13 protein-coding genes are annotated in these 21,106 nt (G+C 38.6%); 7 read left to right on the plus strand and 6 right to left on the minus strand.

The window, feature by feature from the left end; all coding sequences use genetic code 11:
- Positions 1–138 precede the first annotated feature (138 nt).
- On the plus strand, positions 139–1,761 hold the full coding sequence (murJ, locus tag VB733_RS08995; RefSeq protein ID WP_323339735.1) for a murein biosynthesis integral membrane protein MurJ: 1,623 nt from the start codon (positions 139–141) through the stop codon (positions 1,759–1,761).
- Between the two features lie 186 nt (positions 1,762–1,947).
- Positions 1,948–2,472: an outer membrane beta-barrel protein gene (locus VB733_RS09000; protein ID WP_323339736.1), complete on the plus strand. Its 525-nt coding sequence runs from the start codon at positions 1,948–1,950 to the stop codon at positions 2,470–2,472.
- A 92-nt stretch (positions 2,473–2,564) separates the two neighbouring features.
- Here VB733_RS09000 and VB733_RS09005 read toward each other — a convergent pair whose 3' ends face one another.
- The gene (locus tag VB733_RS09005; RefSeq protein ID WP_323339773.1) at positions 2,565–3,341 is read right to left on the minus strand and encodes an ABC transporter ATP-binding protein; all 777 of its coding nucleotides are present in this window, start codon (positions 3,339–3,341) and stop codon (positions 2,565–2,567) included.
- Between the two features lie 286 nt (positions 3,342–3,627).
- Between VB733_RS09005 and VB733_RS09010 the strand changes: the two genes are divergently transcribed.
- Positions 3,628–9,093: an AAA family ATPase gene (locus VB733_RS09010; protein ID WP_323339737.1), complete on the plus strand. Its 5,466-nt coding sequence runs from the start codon at positions 3,628–3,630 to the stop codon at positions 9,091–9,093.
- Positions 9,094–9,482: 389 nt separating this feature from the next.
- Entirely contained in the window at positions 9,483–11,237 is a 1,755-nt protein-coding gene (locus VB733_RS09015) for a thiamine pyrophosphate-dependent enzyme (RefSeq protein WP_323339738.1), read from the plus strand.
- A gap of 136 nt (positions 11,238–11,373) precedes the next feature.
- Here the strand turns inward: VB733_RS09015 and VB733_RS09020 are convergent, their stop codons facing one another.
- The 4 genes from VB733_RS09020 to VB733_RS09035 all read right to left on the minus strand — a co-directional run bounded on the left by VB733_RS09020 (position 11,374) and on the right by VB733_RS09035 (position 15,563).
- Complete coding sequence (locus VB733_RS09020) at positions 11,374–12,459, minus strand: 3-oxoacyl-ACP synthase III family protein (RefSeq protein ID WP_323339739.1); 1,086 nt, start codon at positions 12,457–12,459, stop codon at positions 11,374–11,376.
- 581 nt (positions 12,460–13,040) lie between these two features.
- Positions 13,041–13,502, minus strand: a complete 462-nt coding sequence (locus VB733_RS09025) for an ABA4-like family protein (protein WP_323339740.1) — start codon at positions 13,500–13,502, stop codon at positions 13,041–13,043.
- Positions 13,503–13,585: 83 nt separating this feature from the next.
- On the minus strand, positions 13,586–14,641 hold the full coding sequence (cobW, locus tag VB733_RS09030) for a cobalamin biosynthesis protein CobW (RefSeq protein ID WP_323339741.1): 1,056 nt from the start codon (positions 14,639–14,641) through the stop codon (positions 13,586–13,588).
- Between the two features lie 208 nt (positions 14,642–14,849).
- A complete protein-coding gene (locus VB733_RS09035; protein ID WP_323339742.1) occupies positions 14,850–15,563 on the minus strand; it encodes a heme oxygenase (biliverdin-producing) in 714 nt (237 codons plus the stop codon).
- 578 nt (positions 15,564–16,141) lie between these two features.
- Here VB733_RS09035 and VB733_RS09040 point away from each other — a divergent pair.
- On the plus strand, positions 16,142–16,297 hold the full coding sequence (locus VB733_RS09040; RefSeq protein ID WP_323339743.1) for a hypothetical protein: 156 nt from the start codon (positions 16,142–16,144) through the stop codon (positions 16,295–16,297).
- Positions 16,298–16,376: 79 nt separating this feature from the next.
- Here the strand turns inward: VB733_RS09040 and VB733_RS09045 are convergent, their stop codons facing one another.
- A complete protein-coding gene (locus VB733_RS09045; protein ID WP_323339744.1) occupies positions 16,377–17,507 on the minus strand; it encodes a hypothetical protein in 1,131 nt (376 codons plus the stop codon).
- An 805-nt stretch (positions 17,508–18,312) separates the two neighbouring features.
- Here VB733_RS09045 and VB733_RS09050 point away from each other — a divergent pair.
- Both VB733_RS09050 and VB733_RS09055 read left to right on the plus strand, forming a co-directional pair.
- Complete coding sequence (locus tag VB733_RS09050) at positions 18,313–18,525, plus strand: hypothetical protein (protein ID WP_323339745.1); 213 nt, start codon at positions 18,313–18,315, stop codon at positions 18,523–18,525.
- Positions 18,526–18,587: 62 nt separating this feature from the next.
- Positions 18,588–20,954, plus strand: coding sequence for a ribonuclease R family protein (locus VB733_RS09055; RefSeq protein ID WP_323339746.1), 2,367 nt, complete (start codon positions 18,588–18,590; stop codon positions 20,952–20,954).
- Positions 20,955–21,106 lie beyond the last annotated feature (152 nt).

Below are 21,106 nucleotides of genomic sequence, written 5' to 3' on the forward strand. Positions count from 1 at the left end.
TTCGTCATACAACCTTGACAAAACCAAGAGGCAAAAAATCTGCGAATTATTTGTCACAATTAGCCTGACAGCGAGCCATTTTTCAGGTTAAATGTTCAGAAGATACTCCCTGTCAGTAATTGTCGGATTACATACATTGTGACCAAAGAAGAATCAAAAGTAACTCGTTCCCTGGTAGGTATTGCCGGGATTGTCGCAGCAGCGACTTTAATTAGTAAAGTGATGGGATTAGTGCGGCAATCAGCGATGGGGGCTGCATTTAGTACCGGTGCTGTTGCCGAAGCTTATAATTTTGCCTACGTCATTCCGGGATTTTTGCTGATTTTACTTGGCGGAGTTAACGGTCCATTTTATAGTGCGATCGTTAGTGTTTTGTCGAAGCGGAAGAAGGAAGAAGCTGCACCTTTGGTGGAGACAATGACAACCCTTGTTGGGGGAGTGTTGTTAATTGTTTCCATATTGCTCATATTTTTTGCGCCAACACTATTGGATTTAACCACACCAGGCTTAAACCAACGTGCTGATGGTGCAGTAATTCGCCAAATTGCAGTGCAACAGTTGCAAATCATGGCTCCAATGGCTCTGTTTTCGGGGCTGATTGGGATTGGATTTGGGACTCTCAACGTCGCTAATCAATTTTGGCTACCTTCCATTAGTCCATTACTTTCGAGTATTACTGTTGTTATTGCTTTGGGAGTCCTTTGGGTACAACTTGGTAGCAATATTTTTGCAGCTAATAACGCCATGTATTGTGGCGCTGTGTTGGCAGCAGGTACGCTGGCTGGTGCATTACTGCAATGGATTGTGCAGGTAATTGCCCAATCTCGCATTGGTATGGGTTCGTTTCGCTTACGCTTCAATTTTAACGACCCTGGAGTGCGGGAAATTATGAATATAATGCTGCCAGCGACTTTCTCTTCGGGAATGCTTTATATCAATTGGCAAGTGAACTCGATATTTGCTTCCTATATTGAAGGTGCAGCTCCAGCATTAAATTATGCGAATTTGCTTGTCCAAACTCCCTTGGGAGTAATTTCCAATATTGTTTTAGTTCCCCTGCTACCAATATTTTCCCAGCTTACCGAACCTGATAATTGGGGACAATTAAAGCAACGTATCCGCCAAGGGTTAATTCTTTCCGCCTTTACGATGTTGCCACTAGGTGCATTTATGAGTGCTTTATCCCAACCTGTTGTGCAGATGGTGTATAAGCGGGGAGCATTCGATCAAAAAGCCTCTGATTTAGTCGCCTCACTGCTAGTTGCCTACGGTGTGGGGATGTTCGTTTACCTCGCCCGCGATGTTCTGGTTCGGGTATTTTATGCTTTGGGTGATGGGGATACACCTTTCCGTGTCAGCTTGTTTAATATTTTCTTAAATATTCTTCTCGATTGGATTTTTATCAAGTCTTTTGGCGCTCCCGGTTTAGTGTTAGCAACTGTGGGAGTTAATTTAAGTTCGACATTAATGTTAGTCTTTATACTCAACAAACGGTTGAATGGGCTACCAATGCTGGAGTGGAGTGTTCCGATTATGGGATTAACTGCGGCAAGTATTGCTGGGGGAATTTCTAGCTTTGCAGCCTTGCAAGTAGTCCAGGGATTTTTAGGAGAAGCAAAAAATCTCTTAACTTTGTTGTTACAATTTTCAGTCGCGGCATTCGTTGGCTTAGTCGTGTTTGGAGCGATCGCATCTGTAATGAAGTTGCCGGAAGTTAATAGTTTTGTGATCAAAATGCGGCAGAAGTTTTTGAAGAAGTAGTTATTTGTTATGAATAATTATAAGTTTTGTCAAATAATAGTAACTAAAACAAGAATAAATTCCTTCCTCCAACTGGGTGAAGTAATTTTCACCTGTTTGCATGACCTCAATGTGTGAGGTGGAATATGGGGAAAAAAGCGATTCTAGAAATATACAAATGAATCGCAATAATCCTTTGAGGGTGCTATGAAAATCTTTAAATTAATTGCTTCTGCGGCACTTGCTATTACTCCTATTTTTCTTGCTCCTAGCATTGCATCAGCCCAAACATTAGAAGAACGAGGGATGACTAGTAGTTATGTAGGTGCTGGTGTTGCTGCTGGTGTTACTAATGGTGGTCAACAAAATGATGCAGCAACATTTGGAGGAAACGTCCAAGGACGTTATGCAATTCCGAATTCCCAGGTATCAGTTCGTGGTGCAGCATTATTTGGTGGTGATTCAACAGCATTAATCCCAACTGTCACCTTCGATGCCCCAATTGCCAAGAATACTAATGTTTATGTTGGTGGTGGTTATGCTTTCCAAACAAATGAAGGATATGCAAGCCAATTAGGCAACAAAAATTCTCCAGTTGTCACCTTAGGTGCAGAATCTCAAGTCACTCAAAATGTAGTGGTTTACGGTGATGCTAAGTGGGGTATTAATGCCTATAAAAATAGCTCTGCTGATGCGATCAGCTTGCAAACTGGTGTCGGTTACAGCTTCTAATTTCCTCACTCAATAATCTCCTCACCCAATAGTGTCAGCCAGAGACGCAATATATCAGAGACGTGATATGTCGCGTCTCTATATTTGTATTTTCAGACTGAAGAAATGGCACAAACTTGTAAACCCACAGGTGTTTCAATAATAACTGATTCCACACCAAAAACTTGTGCGATCGCCTCATTTGTTAAAACTTGTTTGGGTGTACCAACATCCCATAATTGACCTTGTTTTAATAGTGCTATTCGCGAACTATATCTTGCTGCTAAATTTAATTCATGTAATACAGTGACAATCGTTAAATTTTGTTGTTGATTCAATTCTCGCAGTAATTCTAACAATTGTAATTGATAATTTATATCTAGATAAGTTGTTGGTTCATCCAACAATAAAACCTTTGGTTCCTGTGCCAATGCTAGTGCTAAAAATGCACGCTGGCGCTCTCCTCCAGACAGATTTTCCACATTGCGATCGCCTAATTTCTCTAATCTAGTTTGCCTAATTGCTGCTTCTACTTTTTCCCGATCTTGACTATTCAATTCCCATTGCCACCAAGGTTGATGGGGTGTACGTCCTAAACTGACTAATTGACGTACTGTTAAGCCTGATGGAATAGTTTGTTGTTGGGGTAGTAGTGCCAATTTTTGCGCGATTAGTTGTGCTGGTTGTGTGTGGATAGCTTTACCATCAAGTAGCACAGTTCCCTGTTGGGGTGTTAGAATGCGACTGAGCAATTTCAGTAATGTTGATTTACCAGAACCATTTGCCCCAACTAAACTTAACCATTCCCCCGTTTCCAGCGAAAGGTTAATATTTTCAATAATGGGTGTAATGCTGTATCCACCCGTAAGGTTTTGTAAATCTAAGGGCATATAGGAATACTTGTTGATGGTAGCTAAATTTAAATTTTTCTGGGATAAAAATCTTTCAGATATAGATTGATAGATATACATCTATACTCATAGTTAGTAAAGCTCGCCAGTGAATTTAATTATGTTCTCATAATTAATCCTGGAGAACAGATTTAATCTGATTTAATCGCCCTCATCTTCATAAGTTGTGCGAATTTTCCCATATTTTTGTCCAATATCTAAATGTTGAGGCTTGTATTGGGAATAATACCTCTAGGTGCAAAACTAATCACTGGGAGTGAACATAATGGAGCTAATCGGTTATCAATTCCTCGAAGAAATTTACGCTGGCGCAAAAACACTTGTATATCGAGGAATTCAGGAAAAAAGTAACAAGCCAGTAATAATTAAATTGCTGCGAAGTGAATATCCCACTTTCCAAGAATTACTTTTATTCCGTAACCAATATACCATTGCCAAAAATCTCAATTTTCCTGGTGTCATCAAAACCTATAGCTTGGAACCCTACCAAAATGGCTATGCATTAGTGATGGAAGATTTTGGGGGAATTTCATTACAGGAATATACCCACAGAGAAAATTTCAATTTCCTCAGTGATTTTTTCCCCATAGCGTTACAAATCGTAACAACTCTAGATGGATTATATCGCGATCGCGTCATTCACAAAGATATTAAACCTGCCAATATTCTCATTAACCCCACTACAAAAGAGATTAAACTAATTGACTTTAGTATTGCTTCTTTACTACCAAGAGAAACGCAAACACCCAAGTCGCTGAATATATTAGAAGGTACTTTAGCTTATATTTCCCCTGAACAAACCGGACGAATGAACCGATTGGTTGATTGGCGAAGTGATTTTTATTGTTTGGGTGTGACATTCTTTGAATTACTTACCGGAGAATTACCTTTTACAAGTAATGATCCGATGGAATTAGTGTATTGTCACTTGGCAAAACAACCTCCTTCGGCTAGAAGTATTAATCCAGCAATTCCAGAAGTTCTTGCCAATATAGTTACCAAACTAATGGCAAAAAATGCCGAAGAGCGCTATCAGAGTGCTTTAGGATTAAAATACGACCTCAAAAAAGCTTGGCAAAGTTATCAAGAGACTGGAGAAATTGTCAAATTTAATTTAGGACAAAGAGATATTTGCGATCGCTTTGCCATCCCGGAAAAACTCTACGGTCGCGAAACTGAAGTAAAATCACTTTTATCGGCTTTTGAACGCATTGCTAACCCCAATAACAAGACAAATAAAGGGGTGGAAATGATGTTAGTGGCTGGTTTTTCTGGTATTGGTAAAACAGCCGTTGTTAACGAAATCCATAAACCAATAGTGCGACAACGGGGTTACTTTATTAAAGGGAAATACGACCAATTCCAGCGTAACATTCCTTTCTCAGCATTTTTAGAAGCTTTCCGTGACTTAATTGAGCAAATACTCTGCGAAAGTGGCAACCAACTCCAGCAATGGAAAAGCAAGATATTGGCAGCATTGGGGGAACAGGGGAGAGTCATTACCGAGGTAATACCCGAACTGGAAAAAATTATTGGTGTACAACCAGCAGTTGCAGAACTTACAGGTAGTGCAGCCACAAATCGCTTCAACTTGCTATTCCAAAAATTCATCCAAGTTTTCACAGCTAAAGAACATCCCTTAGTCATTTTTATTGATGATTTACAATGGGCAGATTCTGCATCTTTGAATTTGATGCAAATGCTAGTTTGCGAAAAAGAAAGCCAACATTTGCTGATCATTGGAGCTTATCGAGATAATGAAGTCTCAGCAGTACATCCATTAATGCTGACATTAGATGCGATTTCTAAAGAAAATGTTGAAGTCAATACTATTACACTCAAACCTTTATCCGAACATCAACTCACAAATTTAGTCGCAGATACATTGAAATGTTCCCCAGAAATTGCCCAACCAGTTACAAAATCTATTTACCGGAAAACACAGGGAAATCCTTTCTTTAGCGCCCAATTTCTCAAATCATTATACCAAGAAGAACTAATTTACTATAACTTTGATGAAGGATATTGGCAGTGCAATTTATCTCAAATTCAAGAGTTATCACTTTCAGATAACGTTGTCGATTTTATTGCAATTCAGATGCAAAAGCTAAAAGCAGTAACTCAGAAAACACTTAAATTAGCTGCTTGTATAGGTCATCAATTTGACTTAGGTACGCTAGCAGTTGTTAATAATAAGTCACAAGAAGAAACAGCAATTGATTTATGGGAGGCATTACAGGAAGGACTCATTATTCCCACTAACGAAGTCTATAAGTTTTTTAAAGGAGATGCTGATGATTTATTATTCGCAAAAGAGCAAGAAAGTATTGCGAAAATAGCAATTAATCATCATCAGCTACCAACTTATAAATTTATTCACGATCGCATTCAACAAGCTGCATATTCTTTAATTCCCGAAGCCGAAAAGAAAGCTACACATTTCAACATTGGTCAACTGCTATTGAATAATATTCAGGAAGCAGAAAGGGAAGAAAAAATATTCAATATTGTTAATCAGTTAAATTATGGTGCGGAGTTAATTAACAGCCAAGAAGAACTAAATAAACTAGCAGGATTAAATTTAATTGCTGGACGTAAAGCAAAAACTGCGACAGCTTATACAGCAGCAATGAACTATTTGAATATAGGGTTGAAAATAATCAGCGCAGATAGCTGGCAAAATAACTATTCATTCTGTTTAGAATTACATGAAGAAGCTTGTGAAGCAGCTTATCTCAGTGGTGATTTTGAAAGGATGGAGGAATTAGCAACAATAGTTATTGATTCTGCTAAAAGTCTTTTAGAAAAAGTTAGAGTATATGAAATTAAAATTCAAGCAGATATCGTACAAAATAGACTTACAGAAGCCTTAAAAATAGCTTTAGATATTCTCAAACTTCTGAATATTGAATTTCCAGAAACTCCATCACCAGCAGACATTCAACAAGCATTCCAAACAACAGCAGAAAAATTAGGCGATCGGGAAATTGCAGATTTAATTAATCTGCCAGAAATGACTAATCTGAAAATATTAGCAGCAATGCCTATTCTATCTACTATTTTCGCTGCTGTCTATCTTGGATGTCCCGAATTTGTGCCTTTAGTCAGTTTAAAAATGGTTGACTTATCCATTACATATGGTAATACAGGAATCTCTGCATTTGGTTATTGTACTTACGGTTTACTTTTGTGTGGTGTCATAGGTGACATTGAATCAGGCTATAAATTTGGACAATTATCTTTAAATGTATTATTAAAAACCAACGCTAATTCACTACAACCAAAGATTTTAATGCCATATAATAGCTTTATTGGACTATGGAAAAATCATGCTCGTCAGTTTTTAAAACCATTACAGAAAACCTATCTAATTGCTTTAGATGCAGGAGATTTAGAATTTGCAGCATATAGTTTATATAACTATTCTTCTATTGCTTATTTAACAGGTCAGGAGTTAACAGGAATAGAACTTAGTATGGCTGCTTATTGTGATAACCTTGCACGGCTTCAACGAACAACAAGTCTTTATTCTATTCAAATTTGGCGACAGACTGTTTTAAATTTAATGAATAAAAGTAAGGATACTTGTTCTTTAGTTGGTGAAAGCTACGATGAAACAGTGATGATGCCAATACACAAAGAAACAAACTTTATTATGGCAATAGCTATAGTAAATTTTAATAAGCTAGTTCTCAATTATTTATTTGATAATCTAACATCAGCTTTAGAATATTCAGTAGAGACAGAACAATATCTACCTAGCGTTACTGGTTCTCTCACTGTACCAGCTTTTTATCTCTATGATTCACTTACTAGATTAGCTATATATTCTGATATAACATCGCTAGAAAAAAATCAATTTTTAGAAAAGGTAAATGCGAATCAAGAGAAAATGCAACATTGGGCAAATCATGCTCCCATGAATTTCTTACATAAGTATTACCTTGTAGAAGCAGAACGATATCGAGTTCTAGATGAGAAAATAACAGCAATGGACTATTATGATAAAGCTGTTTATTTTGCCAAAGAGAATGAATATATTCAAGAAGAGGCGCTCGCAAACGAACTTGCTGCAAAATTCTACTTGGCTTGGGGAAAACAAACGATCGCCCAAACATATTTAATCAATGCTTATTATTGCTATGCACGTTGGGGAGCATTAGCCAAAGTAAGACATCTCGAAAAAAACTATCCTGATTTATTAAGTACAACAAAACAAAAAGAAATTAGCATTTTAAATGTTAAAGAAACTATTTCGATTAATAATAGTTATGGAAAAACAATTACTGGGAATAGTACAAAAATTATTGAAGCATTAGATTTTGTGAGTTTAATCAAAGCTTCTCATGCAATTAGTGGTGAAATTGAACTAGATAAATTGCTAGTTAATCTCATGCAAGTCTTGATTGAAAATGCGGCTGCGTCGAAAGCTGTACTGATTTTACCCAACTCTGACAAATTGCTTATTGAGGCGATCGCATTATCAAATAACAAAGTTATTAATGTTTTACAATCAATTCCTATTGAAGACAGTCAAGATGTTCCTCTAAATTTAATAAACTATGTATTACGCAAGCGAGAACATGTGATTTTCAATGGTTCTAAACTCAAAATTGATGATTCCAAATCTCAAAATCAAAACCTCACTGATCCTTATATTATTCTCAATCAACCTCAGAGTCTGTTGTGTAATCCAATTCTCAAACAAGGTAGATTAATTGCTATTTTGTATCTAGAAAATAATCTTACTACTGGAGCATTTACAAACGATAGATTACAGGTGATTAATCTACTTTGTTCCCAAGCTGCAATTTCCTTAGAAAATGCTCGTTTATATCAGCAATCTCAAGATAATGCTCAACAGCTAAAAATTTCGCTTGAAGAACTCAAACAAGCACAATTACAACTAGTACAAAGTGAGAAAATGTCTACCTTGGGTAATTTGGTATCAGGAATAGGACATGAAATCAACAATCCAATTAACTTCCTTTCTGGTAATTTACAACCTGCACGCGACTACGTACAAGATTTATTAACCTTTATTGAGCTTTATCAAAAACATTATCCTCATCCAGTTGCTGAAATTACGCAGGAAATAGAAGCTAGAGACTTCAATTATGTAAAAGAAGACTTACCTAAAGTAATTTCTTCCATGCAACAAGCTGTTGAGCGTATTTACGATATTAGTATTAGTTTGCGGACTTTTTCGAGAGCAGATACACAGAAGCAAATTCCTTTTAATATTCATGAGGGTATCAACAGCACTCTCATGATTCTCCAGCACCGTTTAAAAGCATCTGAATCTCGTCCCCAGATTAAAATCATCAAAAACTATGGTGCTTTGCCCGAAATTAAGTGTTTCCCCGGACAATTAAATCAAGTATTTATGAATCTCCTGGCAAATGCTATTGATGCCTTGGAAGAATCTAATATAGGAAGTAGTTTTCAGGAAATTGAACTAAATCCTAATTGCATTACTATTACCACCAGCTTGAGTGATAATAAAAAAATGGTTACGATTAGAATTCAAGATAATGGTCCAGGCATGACGGAGGAGATAAAAACTAGAATATTCGACCATTTATTTACTACCAAACCTGTAGGTAAAGGAACAGGTTTAGGACTGGCGATCGCACATCAAATTATAGTAGAAAAACATGGTGGAATTTTAGATGTTGATTCCACACCAGGAGAAGGAGCCGCTTTTATAATATCTATTCCAATTGAATAATCAGCTTCCAGCAAAAACATTTTAGCTTTATTTTCTTTATTCTCTTATCCCTCCCTTCATAGGGGAGGGACGGTTTTTGCTTTGCAAAAACCAGGGAGAGGTTCCGTCAAACTCACGTTAAAATAGACAAAAATTTAAAATATCTGTATTTACTCTGATATATGATGTAAATGACGATCTGTTATATTTATAGTTAAAAATTAAGTTAAAACACGTAGAAAAAATAAATTATCTTTGTAAATATTTAGATTACTTTTATTGTATACGCTTAATTATTTAAAGTTAATTCACAAACTTGATATTAATTTTTAATATGATGTAAAGAGTTTAGATTTGTTGTACAAAAAAACTAATTTTTTCAAAAAACAAAAATATAAGAAGGTATCCTGATGCTACTTACCGATAAAAATCTTTTAAATAAAACATCTAATCAAAAAAAATCTCTAACAAAAACTACAAATAAACAATTAATAGAAACGACAGTAGCCGATAGTATTGTTCAAATGCTGACAGAATTAGGGGTGCGTCATGCTTTTGGAGTGGGAGGAGGCGCGATCGCACCAATGTGGGAAGCCTTAGAAAAAAGCTCAATAGACGTGCTGCACTTTCGCCACGAAGCGGGAGCAGCTTTTGCCGCAATAGAAGCATATTTCGCTAATAACTCTCCCGTGGCAGTATTCACGACAACAGGACCAGGTATTATCAATGCATTAACAGGAATGGCTGCTGCACGGTATGATGGGGCTAAAGTAATTTTGATATCGGCTTGTACCTCAGAAACAAATGAGGGGAAGTGGGCATTCCAGGAAACAAGTCTCAACACTATGCCAGAAGAGCTTTTTAGCAATGGTAAATTGTTCCACTATGCACATTGCATTAAGTCAAGCAATGAATTACCAGAAATTGCTGAACAGCTTGCCGTTGGATTTTCTCAACCAGGCGGATTTGTCGCTCATCTCAGTATTCCTACTGATGTTCAAACCCGTAATGCTTATAATATTTTTCCAGATAAATCAAAATTGCCATTGTTCATCCCAGATAACAAAGTCATTAATCAAGTTAGCGAATTATTATCTGCTGAATCCTTTGCTATATGGGTTGGTTTTGGTGCCCGCAAGGCTACCAAAGAAATACTCCAATTAGCAGAAAGAACAGGAGCGGCAGTCATGAGTTCTCCTCGCGGTAAGGGGATATTTCCCGAAAAGCATCCTCAATATCTTGGTGTAACTGGATTTGCGGGGCATGAATCAGTTCTGGAATATATGGAATCAACACCGCCTCAACGTATTCTAGTCTTAGGTACTCGTTTGGGAGAATTTACCTCATTCTGGAATCCTGCGATGATACCCCCAAAGGGATTTATTCATGTAGACATTGACTCACAAGTTCCAGGGGCATCTTATCCCAATGCAAACACATTTCCAGTAATTGCAGATGTCAAAAGATTCCTAAGTCTATTGCTGGGAAAATTATCAATTAAACAAACTAACTCCCTAGTGCAATTACCACCCAAGTTTAATACTTTTACACTTCAAGAAGAGAATGGTAATTCTGAAACAGATTTAATCAGACCTCAAGTATTAATGAGCGCAATTCAAAAAGTAATAGTTGAAGGCAGCAATGCCATAGTTATTGCTGAAGCTGGTAATTCTTTTGCTTGGACAACACACCATTTAAAATTTCACACATCAAAATGCTGGCGGGTAAGTACTGGTTTTGCTGCAATGGGACATGCCACCACAGGAGTTATTGGTGCTGCGATCGCAAATGGGGGTAAAGCAGTAGCAGTAGTTGGGGATGGTGCAATGCTGATGAATAACGAAATTAATACTGCTGTCCAATACAATATTCCTGCTGTTTGGATTGTCTTGAATGATTCTAGCTATAACATGTGTTCTCAAGGAATGAAAAAACTAGGTTATGGTAGTGCAAATACACAAATCTCACCAACAGATTTTGTCATGCTTGCCCGTAGTATGGGTGCAGATGGTATTTGCGTAGAGAGTGAATCTCAGATCGAAACAGCATTGCGAACAGCAATTAATTCTAAAGTTCCATTTGTCGTTGACGTTAAAATTGATATTAGCAAATTTGCACCAATTGGTAGAAGACTTAATAATCTCATCAAGGAAACAGCTAATTAATATAATTCAAAAGTTTTCTTGCTCTTAGCACCAATAATAAAGACGTTATGTACTCAAAGATAACGTCTCTACAAAAATTTTGAAGTTGATAAATGAAGATAGTGATTGTAAATAATAACTACCTTCTTTTTTTCATTTAAATATAACTTTTTGCTCCTATTGCAACATCTCCCCAGCGCATCACAGTTGCAGAGGCACTACTAGCAGCGCCAAAGCCGTACATTAAAATCAGATCATTCTCACGAATTTTACCCATCTCTTGAGCATAGTAGAGGTTACTGAGAGTCAGTGCGGGACCAATATTAGCGTAGCTAGGATAACAGTCGATTGTACGTTCTGGGTTGATACCCAATACTCGTATACAAAAATTGGAAAACCAGGCAGTTGGTGTATTAAAAATGAAAAAGTTAATATCACTTAAGGTTACACCAGCTGATGCGACAGCACCTTCGCAACATGTGCGAAGCATCTCTGCCCCTGCGTTCCCAACTACTCTGTTCATATTTCTGGACATTTGCATTCTCAGGCGTTGATTACCATGCTCATCTTCATTACCTTTTACACGGAGTTGGTCACATAAAATACTAGTATTTATTGTCTTTGAGCCTAATATTCCTTGATTTAATTCTAATGAACTAACAACAAAAGCTCCTGCCCCGTCACCAAAAAACCATGAAAGAGGATCACTTTCCTCAACAAGACGAGAGTATGTACAAGAAGTAGTTACGAGTATATTCCGGTATCTTCCTGATTGGATCAGAGAACAAGCAGTTTCCAGAGCAACAGGTGGACTACCACAAGCAGCATCAAGATTCCAAGCACCGCATTCCAAGCCTAATTCGCGGGCAACAAAGGCAGCATTACCAGAAGCTATATACTCAGATGGAAATGAACTAGATATTACTAGGTCAAGCTGACTTGGAGAAATATTTGCTGCTGCTAAAGCATCCTTGGCTGCGCGATATTCCAAGGTTAGGGATGACTCATCTGGGGCAAGCGCTCTTCTTTCTACTGTTCCGCGAAATGGGTCTGACAGAAATGGTATCATTTCTAATTCATACTCATTAGTTGGCTGGGATTGAGATAATGAAATCATTCTTCCTAAACTATTTTCTTCCGATTTTGCGACTAAATCGGGGTATTTTTCTTTGAAATAATCGTTTGTACGAATAACGCTAGGAAAACTAACAGCAAGTGATTTAATACCTACGGGAATATGCATCTCAAAAAATCTCCATAAATTTTGTATAGCTTTACAGGTACTATTCCCCTATATAGATATCGATATCTCTAAGCCTTATCCAGAAATAGAAATGTTTGAAAAGATGCATTTTATAATTATTGTTTTAATAACCGAAAACCCTGAATAGAAGAAATTTCCAGACACAAACTCAAAGAGGATATCTGAGGAATAAATATGCGATTCAAAACAAAGAAAACTAAGCTAGCTAATGCAGACAATAGCAAACAGAGCAGTTGATATGTGGTGGGTAGGCTGCACTTTAGTTGACGCGATCGCTTATTGTTTGATGTACCTGATTTTGATTTCGCTCTTGCAATTATTGCCTAATCGAATATAACTCTAGTCTAATTACTAAAGCCTTACGGTATTTGCGGTAAATTGCAAATTGACTGTTAAAAGATTTAAGTATAAATATCTAAATACAAATTCAATATTGAGCAGAAAAAGTCAGTAATATATACTACATATAGTTGTTGATAATTTTTACATAAAATAGCCCCCGCAGGCATCTCATTTTGATGCAGAACGACTACAGGGAGGTTGCTAATTTTCAGCAAAGCCTATTGAGGATTAGTAATAATCGATTCTTCAGTATTTCCAATTCCCAAAATTTTCTTACTAATCCAGTAAGTAAAAATATGAGAAAGTAAACCCATTGGACCAGCAAATAAACATAAAGCGAGAGAATGGAAAGTCCAAATTCCTGTTTTCACTCCTTCTAAATAAATATATCTACCGACAAATAAATCCATTACCAAGAAATGAATCCATCCAGTGGCAGCAGCTTTTTCATCAGCAAAAAACTTAGCGATATCTGTTAATTGGGGATTTGATAAAGCTTGAGCATTTTCTGGTGTAATGCTAATCACAAATAAATATATATAAGTTAAAGTAAGTGGGACAAAAGGCAAGTATGATTCCATTACTTTTTGTGTAATTTTCCATTTAGGCAGAAAAATCATTAACAGCCAAAAGGGAATCACAACAATATTGGCAAGATTAAATATTTGGGAAATAGTCATTGTTTGATTAATGATTAATGGTTAATGGTTAATTGGGTGTCTGAGAATAAAGAAAGACAGAATTTATCAGTCTCTACTCTCTATTATCTACTCAGTGCTAATTCTATTTTCGATGCATCTAAATCGCGACCAATAAAAACTAGTTTAGTCTGTCTTTCTTCTTGGGTATTCCAGGGGCGATCGTAAAATTTTTCAAAGCGGTTTCCCACTCCTTGCATCACTAAACGCATCGCTTTATTGGGCACAGACACAAATCCTTTAATCCGATAAATATCTTGCTGCTGTACCAACTCTTGCAATTGATTTTGTAGCCTTTCTGGGTCAAAACTACGGTCAAAAATTAAGTGTGTGGAAGTAATTTCTTCATCATGTTCATGTTCTTCCTCACTATCATGATGACTAGGACGGCTATCTAAATTATCTTCCACCGCCGCTTCAAATCCTAATAATATTGATGGGTCAAGTTTACCCTGATTCGATTCGACAATTTTCACAATTCTAGGTAATTCTTGTTTAACTAATTCCTCAACTTTAGCTTTTGAAAAATTATCCACTAAATCAGTTTTATTCAAAATCACCAAATCCGCACATGCAAGTTGATCTTCAAATAATTCTTGCAAGGGTGTTTCGTGTTCTAAACTATCATCAGCTTGGCGTTGTGCTTCCACTGCTTCGGGATTACTGGCAAATGTCCCTGCTGCAACTGCCGCACAATCAACTACTGTAATCACAGCATCAACTGTGGCGGCGTTACGAATTTCTTGCCAGCGAAATGCTTTTACTAACGGTTTTGGTAACGCTAAACCAGAGGTTTCAATCAAGATATAGTCTATTTTGTCACGTCTCTTTAATAATTGCTGCATTGTCGGCAAAAATTCTTCCTGAACAGTGCAGCATAAACAACCATTCGTTAATTCATAGATATTATTCTCATTATTCTCATTTTCGCTGCTTTCTTCATCTTCTGGACAAACCTGACAAGATTTGAGTAACTCTCCATCAATACCAAGTTCGCCAAATTCGTTGACTAATACAGCGATACGTCGCCCTTGATTATTTTGCAACAGATGACGGATGAGGGTAGTTTTGCCACTACCAAGGAAACCTGTGATGACTGTGACGGGTATTTTTGCTGCCATTTTTGCTGGATGTGTGGAGGTGCAAAGTCAAAATTAACTTCCTTTGCATTTTCCCATGCGATCGCCTACTTACTAGCAAATTAGCAATTTAATTTTTACAGATGACAGGGGGCACGCTCTTTGTGATTTTCCGCTTGCTGACGATTAACCCCAAAAAGAATGCCCCAATTAATTTTTTGTCAGTTTCGGCGAGAATCCTAACTGATAATTATTCAGCAGTTGCTAGTTCCGTATTTCCACGGTTACGACGACGAGTCAAGGTATTATAAAGCATTACGCCAATCGCCTTAATCAAATTACCTTCTAACTCTTGGAACATTTTCATGTTGGCACCAAAAGCATCATTTGCTTCATGTACAATGCGATCGCATGTAGCTTCATCAAGTGGCATTTCATCTAAAGCTGTACGATATTTGACTTTGAAAGCTTTCTCGTCAGGAATATCCGCAAACTCGTAAAATGCTGTGCCACCATCAGTCAGATTCATGGCAGTTTCGGCAATTCCTTTAAGAATTTGTCCGCCAGATAAATCCCCTAAGTAACGAGTGTAAGAATGGGCAATTAATAATTCTGGTTCCTGTTCGGAAATCTCGCGAATGCGCTTGACGTAAGCTTCTCCCGCAGAGGAAAGCTGAACCTGTTCCCGCCAGTTTGCTCCGTAGTAGAAGGCTAAGTCTTGTTCTAAACTTTGCTTGCGATAAAGCTCGGTGAAGTTAATTTTAGAAACAATGGGGTGGTTGTGGTGCTTTGCTAGTTCCTCTTCCATCGCTGAGTAAATGAAGTAAAAATTCCCAACTAGTTTGCGGTAGGAATTTTTTTCCACTACACCTTTTAAAAAGCACTTGACAAAGCCTACGTTTTCCGCCATCGTGTGAGCTTTTTTTGTGCCTACACGCAATTTGGACGCTAAATTGCTGCTCATGCTAAATTTCTCTACATTAAAAGGTCAATTAAATTGAGATTTTGATTCTGAAAACTTCCAGACCCAAAATTCAGTGATACTCCCATAGGGGCGACTGTGCCGCCAGCACAAATCAACAGTCAAAAATTGAGCTACTAAAAGGCTAGATTAAGATAATTTGATAAGTATTTCTCTGAAAATGAATCAAATCGCAACAATTTGTAATTTTTGACACTTTTCTGCGAAGTCCCAAAGTGACTAATGTTATCTGATTAGATTTGGGATTGAACCTACAGATAAATCATTCGATGATAAATTTATCGATATCTTAAAGATATCGATTGCAGTTCGTAGGACTATAGCTTTCAAGGTGAATAACGACTAACGTTAGAAACCAGATTTCTTTGATTGAAAAATGAGAATTTTCTGAATTAGTTTGGAGAGAAAGCCGGTTTCTCAGTTTCTCGAACAGTTGGTACGTCAAATCAAGGTTTTTCATCAGCACCTTGAAAGAGCTAGTTCTAATTCGATATGTTTTAAATTTAATTTTCTTGTTTAGGGAAATCCAAAAAATAAATTACTCAATTCTATTTTTGGAGATGACGGCGAGTTCAGGCTTACGCCTAACACCATTTCACGAAAAATCTGATACAGATGTAAATCCTGAAAGCTTTGCTGCATCTAAGTTTTTTAATTGCGTTAGCGAAGCTCTTCCGAAGGAAGCATTGCGACTTGCGAATTGTGAATTGGTATAACACACCCTCGAAAAATAGGATGTTAATTACTTGGAAGTCCCTGATTTATTGCCCCAATAGCCATTAACAAATAACAAAATTAAAATCCAGCGATGGGATCGATCGCTAATGGGTCTTCTGGTGTAGGCTGAGATTCTAGATATTTGCGGAAACTGCGTAACTCATCGGGAGTCAGTGAGTGGCGAGATTTTTTGCGATAAGTTTGAAAGAGGTAATCTCTGCCCTGTTCGGTTGTCCAGTGTAAGCGTTGCATTTCGACACCAATTTTGGCGATGTCGTCGGAATTATCTTCGGGTTCGGTTTTCTTTTTGCGTTTACTGGTAGTGACAGAGGTTGCTTCTGGTACGGGTGGATTTTCGATTTTTTCAGGTTCGACTTGTTCAGGTTCAATTTCTGTAGGGGGAATGTAGTTACGAGGAGTAAATTGCATCACATTACTTGTTGTGGCATTTGCTCCTGTTAACCCTGCTAATGGTAATTGTTCGGGTGCAGGTTCAGTTGCAGCTAAAGATTCGAGAGGTATGTCTAATAATGTTTCTGGAAATTCTTCGGGGAAAGGCTCTGGTTGAGTTGCTGGAAAAGTTTGATTTGTCTGTTGGTTTAAATCTTGACTTAAATCTTGGTTTAAATCTTGATTTGAGTTTTTGCGATTTAAATCTTTACTCGCCGCAGTCGTTTTAGTTTTGCTTGAGGAATTTGATTTTGCTGGTGCGGCAACTTCCTCAAGTTCGGATACAGAACTTAATTGTGGCACTAAGCTAGGCTGTAAATCGGATTGTGAATCAGGTTTAGTTACGTGTATTTTCTGATTTTCATCGTCTTTGAAAATACTTGATTCTGTTTCTGTGGCAATAATTGGATTTGATTTTTCTAGATTTGGTTTTTCTAGAGTTGCTTCCACAGGTGCGGAAATAGTGGAAATATTCAGGGTAATATCTGTGTTCGGAGTGCTATTTTTTGAAGGAGCGATCGCATTTGATTTTACTGTTGGTTCTGGTGTCACAGTATCAACAGTTCCAAAAATAGCTAATGCTCTTTCCCTCGCACGATCTTCGGCTTCTTCAAGAACTTCTGCTGCTGCCATCCCAGTAGTGCGAATCACACCTTCAATTTGCAAGCTAGCTTTGACAACATACTTGCCGTTATAAATTTGAACTAACTCGCTGACTAGGCAGCCTGTGGGATATAACTTTTGAAACGAACCCAACATAAACTTTGTCACCAAAATCAAAATAACTGCTGTAGAAACACTGCTTCAGCTTGCCGTTGTCTTCGCTTCCCGCAGATAGGCACTAACCTTCACTCTACCCTGTGGGAATAACCGCATAAAACGTGTCGCTTGCAACTTAACGTTACCATCGCTAGTAGCGAAGCACAGTGTGTTGAGTGTTGTATCTAATTCCCTGTTGCTTGACTTTTTTTGAACATCTAGCGTCCCGATTGTAGCACGGTGTTGGAAACGATAATTTTTGGTTACAGTGGATTGGTTTAGGTTACATGTAGCGCAATGCTATACTAATTACCTGATTTGATATCCAGAAGTATTTTCTGGAAGTACGCTCTAAATCTACAATAATGAAGGTAAGATTCGCCCTCACTCTTAGTCCATCTGTTATCCTCATTGTTACCGATTCTACATATAGGAAAGTTGGGTTTACTGATAGTTTCTCCTAGTTAAAATTTGGAGATAAATGGCGTAAAACTACCTTCAATGCTTGACAATCTGACACCTGTGATTCCCGCCTTTCTTGGTGTATGAGTTGTTTTTAGAGAGTTCTCTAAATCAATCCTCTCTGAAAGAAAGTTACGTAATTACCGATTAAGGGGTATTCACTATCGTCCGTGGATTGTGAGATTGGCTCATCAATTTAGGGGACATTGACGAACCGAACTCTCTCGCTTGTCGTGCAGTAGAAAGGAACGCGGATGCAAATCGACTTATTCGTTTGAGTGTAGTCGTTTTCGCTTCTTATCAAATTTTAATTGCTCTGAAATTTGGAGTCAGTTGAAATCTAGTGCGCCAGTTGTTAGGTGGTGAGTCCACTCGGCAATGTCGGCGAGATAACCCTGTTGGGCAAAGCTGTTCCCCTTTACTGTTGCGGAACGCTTTCCGGAGGGTAGGGTTTCCCTCCGCAGGGATTCTCGAAGAGTACCTTGAGGGTTTCCGTCTTGTCGTAGCTTGCGGCTTGGCAAGAGTAGTGGCAACCCTGAAGGCTGAGGGTATATAGCAAAGAACCCGTTTCAACAACACAACAACAAATGATGTTTTGACCAAAGGTCGGTTCACTGCATGGAATTTTCAATCGCTACACTCCTTGCCAATTTCACCGATGATAAATTGGTAGCTCGTAAATTGCTGGAAAAGAAACTTGGCTGCGAAGACGAACTGAGCTTGCACAAGCTTCACATTGCTTTGGAGGTTCTAGAAAAAATCGGGATTTTGGCGAAAGAGCGGGGCAAATATCGCCGTGTAACCGAAGAAGGAATAATTGAAGCGAAACTGCGTTGTTCGAGTAAGGGCTTTTGTTTTGCCATCCAAGATGTCGAAGGGGCTGAAGACATCTACATTCGCGAAAGTCATTTAAGTAATGCCTGGAATGGCGATCGCGTTTTGGTTAGGGTACTCAAAGAAGGCAGTCGCCGTCGTTCTCCGGAAGGCGAGGTCAAATTAATTTTAGAGCGTTCTAACCATACTTTGTTGGCAAGGATTAAACAGGTGGAAAGTGGTTTTCGCGCTGTTCCTCTGGATGACCGTTTACTATTTGAGTTAAAGCTGCAAAACAATCTGACGGCTTTGGAGGAAGCTATTGACCATTTGGCACATGTGGAGGTGTTGCGATATCCTCTGGCGCAATATCCACCCTTAGGGCGAGTTGTGCAAATCCTCGGTAGTGATGCAGAAGCCGCAGCTGATATCGATTTGGTGACTTGTAAGCATGACTTGGCGCGGACTTTTTCCGATGCTGTATTGGATGCCGCATCGAAGTTACCCAAAAAATTACTCAAAGCAGATTTAAAAAATCGCCTCGATTTACGCGATCGCTTTACCATTACGATTGGGGCTGGTGGTATAAATGGCGATTCCAAGTTTGTGGAAAATGCTTTTTCCCTGGAAACTACTGCCGATGGTAATTATTTGGTGGGTTTCCATATTAGCGATGCCACTCACTATATCCTCCCTGATGAAATCCTCGATCGCGAAGCCCTCAAACGCGGACGCTCGATTTATTTGGGCGAATTATTTCTACCCATGTTACCCGATGGGATCATGGATAAATGTGCTTTGGTTGCTGGTAGCGATCGCTTGGCGCTGTCGTTTTTAATCACCCTAGAAGCAAAAACAGGTCAAGTCTTGGAGTGGGAAATTAATCCTAGTGTTGTCAAAGTTGACAAACACATGACCCAAGAGCAAGCCACAACTATCCTGGAAGGAAAAGGCAGAAAAACCAAAGATTCTGCCGAAACCGTGGAAATGCTGCAAGTCCTGCAACGTTTAACCAATGCCCTGAAAAAAATTCGCCTGGGACGCGGAAGTTTGCAGTTAAATCTGCCACCGAACCAAAATCCCTACTATGACGAAGGCATTTTGGGATGTGTCATCGCAACCAATTCCAGCATTAGGTCGATATTCACCGAGTTGGTATTACTTTGCAACCAACTAATGGCAAGTCACTTAAATGCCATGGGTGTTCCCGCAATTTGGCGCGTTCAAGGGGCACCCGATGCCGAAGACGTGCAGGAAATGCTCAAATTGGCGATTAATTTGGGTGTGGAACTTTCGCTTCCCGAAGATGTCGATGTCCAACCCCTCGACTACCAACACCTTACCCAAGTCTTCGCCGAATCTGCATCGGAGCAGGTTTTAACCTATCTCCTCCAAGATACCCTGAAACCTTCTTTGTACACGACGAATAAAGCACCGCATTTTGGCTTATCCCTACCCGAATATACCCACTTTACGGCTCCATTGCGGCGTTATCCCGATTTACTCATGCAACGGGTATATCATAGCCTCCTGGAACATGGACGCGATCGCCGTAATACTCGTGTGAAAGAACGAGTTAACCTCCGATCTTCAACTTCCCACGCTGAAATCAACTGGAATGTCCTTCCTCCCGAATTACAAAGCGAGTTACAAAGCGATTTAACACGGGTAATTACCCAACTTAACGATCGCGAGAAGGAAGTTCAAGAAGCCGAAGCGGATTTGGCTGGTTTGCAACGCGCTTCCCTGATGAAACAACGCATCGGTGAAGTCTTTAGTGGTGTGATTACTGGTGTGCAATCATACGGATTTTTTGTAGAAATCGAAGTCTCTGCAACAGATGAAAATAGCCCTACGCCTTTACGGGTAGAAGGTTTAGTACATGTCAGTTCTCTCAAAGATGACTGGTACGAGTATCGAGCGAGACAGCAAGCCTTATTCGGGCGGAAAAATAGAGCCTCCTATAGATTAGGCGATCGTGTGGCTGTCCAAGTCAAGAGCGTTGATTACTACCGTCAACAAATCGATTTAGTCACCGTCAGCAGCGATGGTACACCCATCGTTAGCAAAGATTACAACGTTAACGGTGAAATGCCATTGTACATGGCAAACGACATCGACAACGACGATGACGACGACGAACTTGATGACTTTGAAGACGACGACGAATAAACAAGGAAAGGGTGAAGGATAAAGGTAAAGAAGAACCAAATCAAAATAGATTGAAATAGTTTTTCTGCCTTCTTCTTTTTCCCTTCCCTAGCTTGAAAGAGTCATTAGTCATTCGTCATTTTTTATTCCCCGCGTCCCCTTCTCTTTCCCCC

The sequence above is a fragment of the Calothrix sp. UHCC 0171 genome (assembly GCF_034931845.1).
Lineage (GTDB): Bacteria > Cyanobacteriota > Cyanobacteriia > Cyanobacteriales > Nostocaceae > Brunnivagina.

What these genes read in the sequence shown, in the direction of transcription:
- VB733_RS09000 (WP_323339736.1), top strand. Translation starts at nt 1,948, where the DNA reads ATGAAAATCTTTAAATTAATTGCTTCTGCGGCACTTGCTATTACTCCT.
- VB733_RS09005 (WP_323339773.1), bottom strand. Translation starts at nt 3,341, where the DNA reads ATGCCCTTAGATTTACAAAACCTTACGGGTGGATACAGCATTACACCC.
- VB733_RS09010 (WP_323339737.1), top strand. Translation starts at nt 3,628, where the DNA reads ATGGAGCTAATCGGTTATCAATTCCTCGAAGAAATTTACGCTGGCGCA.
- VB733_RS09015 (WP_323339738.1), top strand. Translation starts at nt 9,483, where the DNA reads ATGCTACTTACCGATAAAAATCTTTTAAATAAAACATCTAATCAAAAA.
- VB733_RS09020 (WP_323339739.1), bottom strand. Translation starts at nt 12,459, where the DNA reads ATGCATATTCCCGTAGGTATTAAATCACTTGCTGTTAGTTTTCCTAGC.
- VB733_RS09025 (WP_323339740.1), bottom strand. Translation starts at nt 13,502, where the DNA reads ATGACTATTTCCCAAATATTTAATCTTGCCAATATTGTTGTGATTCCC.
- cobW (WP_323339741.1), bottom strand. Translation starts at nt 14,641, where the DNA reads ATGGCAGCAAAAATACCCGTCACAGTCATCACAGGTTTCCTTGGTAGT.
- VB733_RS09035 (WP_323339742.1), bottom strand. Translation starts at nt 15,563, where the DNA reads ATGAGCAGCAATTTAGCGTCCAAATTGCGTGTAGGCACAAAAAAAGCT.
- VB733_RS09040 (WP_323339743.1), top strand. Translation starts at nt 16,142, where the DNA reads ATGACGGCGAGTTCAGGCTTACGCCTAACACCATTTCACGAAAAATCT.
- VB733_RS09045 (WP_323339744.1), bottom strand. Translation starts at nt 17,507, where the DNA reads ATGTTGGGTTCGTTTCAAAAGTTATATCCCACAGGCTGCCTAGTCAGC.
- VB733_RS09055 (WP_323339746.1), top strand. Translation starts at nt 18,588, where the DNA reads ATGGAATTTTCAATCGCTACACTCCTTGCCAATTTCACCGATGATAAA.